Raw genomic sequence first — 3,398 nt, forward strand, 5'->3', positions numbered from 1 at the left:
GCGTAACACCAGCCCCCACTCCAGCGACTCGCCGCCAGCCAGCAACCGCTCGACGCTAGCCAGCATCTGCGACACGGTGGCAAGGGAGGGAAACGGCGGCTCCCCGACGAAGCGCATCACCAGGGGATCCCCGTAGATGGCGAAGAGATCGGCAGCATCCCGCCCATCGAAGGGGCGCAGTCGCCCCCTTGGGGTCAGCAGTACGGGCAGTTCACGGGGCAGGGATGGCACGGAGTCGTATCGCCTTGTCTGGTCAAAGGAGTCCCATCATGAGGCTCAGAACCTCAGGGTCAAGCCGATATTGGCCTGCCACTGGGTGATCAGCTCCCCTCGCACCCGAAAGGCGCAGATCTCGGGGTTGCAGAGAAACTGGCTGTCGTCGTTGACCAGGGCACCATAACCGCGCACCTCGGCCCGCACAGCCAGATGTTCGGTCAGGCGCGGCTGCACCCCGAGGGCCAGGGACATGGAAGGGGCCGTCTCGCTGTCGTAGGCATCGAAGCGGGTGACCCCTATCCCGGCACCGATATAGGGGGCCATCAGGTGGTCAGAAAGGGTCAGGGCCCCGGCAAACTGCAGGGTGTCCACCGTCAGCCTGTCGGGCAGTTCGGGGGACATCCGGGTCGACTGGTGGCTGTAGAGCAGTTCCACCATGCCGGGGTCATCCACCTCCCTGCTGATGAAGAGCCCCCAGCTGCCGGAGCGCTCCCCTTGCAGGGTGTCGATGTCGCTCCCGTGCGGCGTGGGGGCCGGCTCGTCCATGGCCCGAAAGTCGATGGCCGAGCTGTATCCCGCAAAGGGAGTCAGCTGCCAGCCCGTCGCCGGGGGCTCGGCTGCCCAGCCCGCCAGGGGCAGCAGCAGCCCAGGCACCATCCCCATCGCTCCTCTCATGTGCTCATCCTTTGGTGAAAAGACCTGCGCAAAGCATATCAGAGCGCCCGTCTCCCACACTGGACAGGCGCTGTACAAGCCTCATTGCCCCGCTCCCGATGGAAAAATCTGTGCTCCCCGGGGTTATTCATCCGGGATTAACCTCGGCCCCGTAAGCTGGCGGCGCCACAGCGGTGGCATCAACAAACGAGGATCTCAGGAATGGTTGCCGCGCAACTCAACGACCCCCAAAGCACGCTCTCCGATACCCTGAGGGCCACCGCCCACGCCATCGAGGAGAGCCACATCAGCCTGCGCCAGATGCTGGCCCTGGTGGGCGAGCAGGGCATGCTGCTGTTTTGCGTGCTGCTCACGGTTCCCTTCCTGCTGCCGGTTTCCATTCCCGGCGTCAGCACCCCCTTTGGCCTGCTGATCCTCTTCATCGGCATCGGCATTACCCTCAACCGGGTGCCCTGGCTGCCCGCCTTCCTGATGGAGCGCCGCTTCGCCGCCGAGCACCTCAAGCCGACCCTGCACAAGGGGGCGGATCTGCTGGCCCGCATCGACCGCTTCATCCGCCCGCGCCTGCTCATCCTGACCGGCAGCGTGACCATCAACCGCTGCAACGGCCTGCTCATCATGCTGGCCGCCCTGCTGCTGATGCTGCCGCTCGGCGCCATTCCCTTCACCAACGCCATGCCCGCCTGGGCCATCCTGCTGCTGGCCATCGGCATGTTGCAGCGGGACGGTCTCTTCGTCGCCCTCGGCTATGCTCTGGTCGCCGCCACCCTGGTCTGGTTCAGCGCCCTGGCCATCGGCCTGCTGATGGCGGGGCAGAATATCTCGACCCTGTTCGGCTGATCTGGCCCGGCCAAATGAAAGAGGGCGACCCCGGGTCGCCCTCTTTCCTGTTCACTGCGCCCCTCAGGGCGCCCCATCGTGGGCCACCCGGTTGCGCCCGCCCCGCTTGGCCCGATAGAGCCACTCGTCCGCCCGGGCCAGCACGGTGCCAAGATCCTCTCCCGGCCGGATCAGGGTGGTGCCCAGACTCACGGTCACGGGGGCGGGATCCGGCGCCATGGCCGCCACTGCGGCGCGGATCCGCTCCGCCACCTTCAGCAATATCCCCTCGTCGATCTGCGGCAGCAGGATCAGAAACTCCTCGCCACCGCTGCGCACGAAGAGATCCTCCCCCCGCAACTGGGCGGAGACGCACTCGCAGACCCGGCACAGGACCTTGTCACCGGTCTGGTGGCCGAAGCGATCGTTGATCTGCTTGAAGTGATCGAGATCCAGCATGATGAGGCCGGTGAGATGCTGCCCCTGCACCTTATGGTGATACTGGTCGAAGAAGAAGTGGCGGTTGTAGAGGCCGGTGAGCTGATCCGTCTCCCCGAGCCGCTTGAGCCGCTGTTGCAGCTCGTGCTGGCGGGTGATGCTGCGGGTCATCCAGGCCACCGCCCGCTTCCCCTCATATAAAGAGGGCAAGGGCGCTATCTTGCCCTCGAAACGCTGCATTCCCTGGGGCCCGGCGTCAGCGTCGATGCCGTCCACCTCGGCGGGGGAGAGGTCATACTCCACCACCTGCACCTGGCCGCTGGCGAGGGCCTGAGCCACCTGCGCCATCACCCACTGCGCCTTGTCCTCGGGCAGCACGTCCAGCAGTTGTCTGCCGATCAGCGGGTTGCCGTTCTGGTAGGACTGCTGCTCCATCCCGCCGATGTACTCGATGTAGTAGCCATCTTCGCTGAGGATGAAAACGGGATCCGGCAACTGGGCCATCACTTCGTAGAGTTGTGCCACTGAGAGCGCCATCCGAGCTCCTTGCTATCCGTGGGAGTGGGTCCCTGTACTCCTGTTATACAAGACTCATGGAGTATCGCACAGGGGCAGAAAGCTGCCTGCCGGGCGGGAAGGATGCGGTCGGTGACGTGCCCACCGGACAAGCCTCCGGCAAAGTGAATGGTAGCAATCGGGGATGCTGTCAGAACCAGGGTTGTCAGACAGTCAGGAAGGTTTTTTTGCCTTCAGGCAGTGCGACATGCCAACCCCTGTGACGTCAGGGGCGCCACAGGGGTATTCCCGCCCCCGGACAAGGGGGGCAGGGCCGGATCCCGGTCAAGAGGGATCCGGCGAGCCGACATCAGCGGGCAGCGGATCGACTGGCGTTCCAGAGCAGTTCGCCGCTCTTGAGATCCATCAGGCTCATGGCGAGCCGGTAGCGGCCCCCTTCAGAGAGGAGATCCCCGTAGAGCATGTAACCCGCCCCGGTCTGGCGACCCAGACGCACCAGGGAGGCGGGGTTCATGCCCCCCTGCTGGTATTCGAGCTGACCCGTGATGGCCGCCACCTGGCCCGGGTCTGCGAAACGAAAGCCGCTATTGGCCTGAATGCGCTGGATCATGGCCACCGCCAGGGGCTGGGTGCTGAAGGGCTCACCTGTACCGTTCTGGGGCGCCATCAGCAGCAGTACCGGGCTGCTGCCCGCCAGCGCCTGCACATCGGCAGCCTTCAGGAAGTCATCGGCC

The 3,398-nt window shown here is 65.2% G+C and carries 5 protein-coding genes; 1 reads left to right on the forward strand and 4 read right to left on the reverse strand.

What is annotated here, in order from left to right; genetic code table 11:
* The coding region (locus AACR77_RS20260) for a GNAT family N-acetyltransferase (protein ID WP_042880220.1) at window positions 1-231 on the reverse strand (231 nt) is incomplete at its 3' end.
* Between the two features lie 45 nt (window positions 232-276).
* A complete protein-coding gene (locus tag AACR77_RS20265; protein WP_042880222.1) occupies window positions 277-891 on the reverse strand; it encodes an outer membrane beta-barrel protein in 615 nt (204 codons plus the stop codon).
* A 201-nt stretch (window positions 892-1,092) separates the two neighbouring features.
* Between AACR77_RS20265 and AACR77_RS20270 the strand changes: the two genes are divergently transcribed.
* The gene (locus AACR77_RS20270; RefSeq protein ID WP_010672675.1) at window positions 1,093-1,731 is read left to right on the forward strand and encodes an exopolysaccharide biosynthesis protein; all 639 of its coding nucleotides are present in this window, start codon (window positions 1,093-1,095) and stop codon (window positions 1,729-1,731) included.
* 63 nt (window positions 1,732-1,794) lie between these two features.
* Here the strand turns inward: AACR77_RS20270 and AACR77_RS20275 are convergent, their stop codons facing one another.
* Window positions 1,795-2,685: a sensor domain-containing diguanylate cyclase gene (locus AACR77_RS20275; protein WP_041214332.1), complete on the reverse strand. Its 891-nt coding sequence runs from the start codon at window positions 2,683-2,685 to the stop codon at window positions 1,795-1,797.
* Between the two features lie 328 nt (window positions 2,686-3,013).
* On the reverse strand, window positions 3,014-3,398 hold a 385-nt coding region (locus AACR77_RS20280; protein WP_042880225.1), incomplete at its 5' end, for a hypothetical protein.

Origin of the sequence: Aeromonas sp. ZOR0002, from assembly GCF_963866995.1 — a bacterium.
Taxonomy (GTDB): Bacteria; Pseudomonadota; Gammaproteobacteria; order Enterobacterales; family Aeromonadaceae; genus Aeromonas; species Aeromonas caviae.

Coding starts and splice junctions, on each gene's coding strand:
- AACR77_RS20275 (WP_041214332.1), bottom strand. CDS start 2,685: ATGGCGCTCTCAGTGGCACAACTCTACGAAGTGATGGCCCAGTTGCCG.
- AACR77_RS20270 (WP_010672675.1), top strand. CDS start 1,093: ATGGTTGCCGCGCAACTCAACGACCCCCAAAGCACGCTCTCCGATACC.
- AACR77_RS20265 (WP_042880222.1), bottom strand. CDS start 891: ATGAGAGGAGCGATGGGGATGGTGCCTGGGCTGCTGCTGCCCCTGGCG.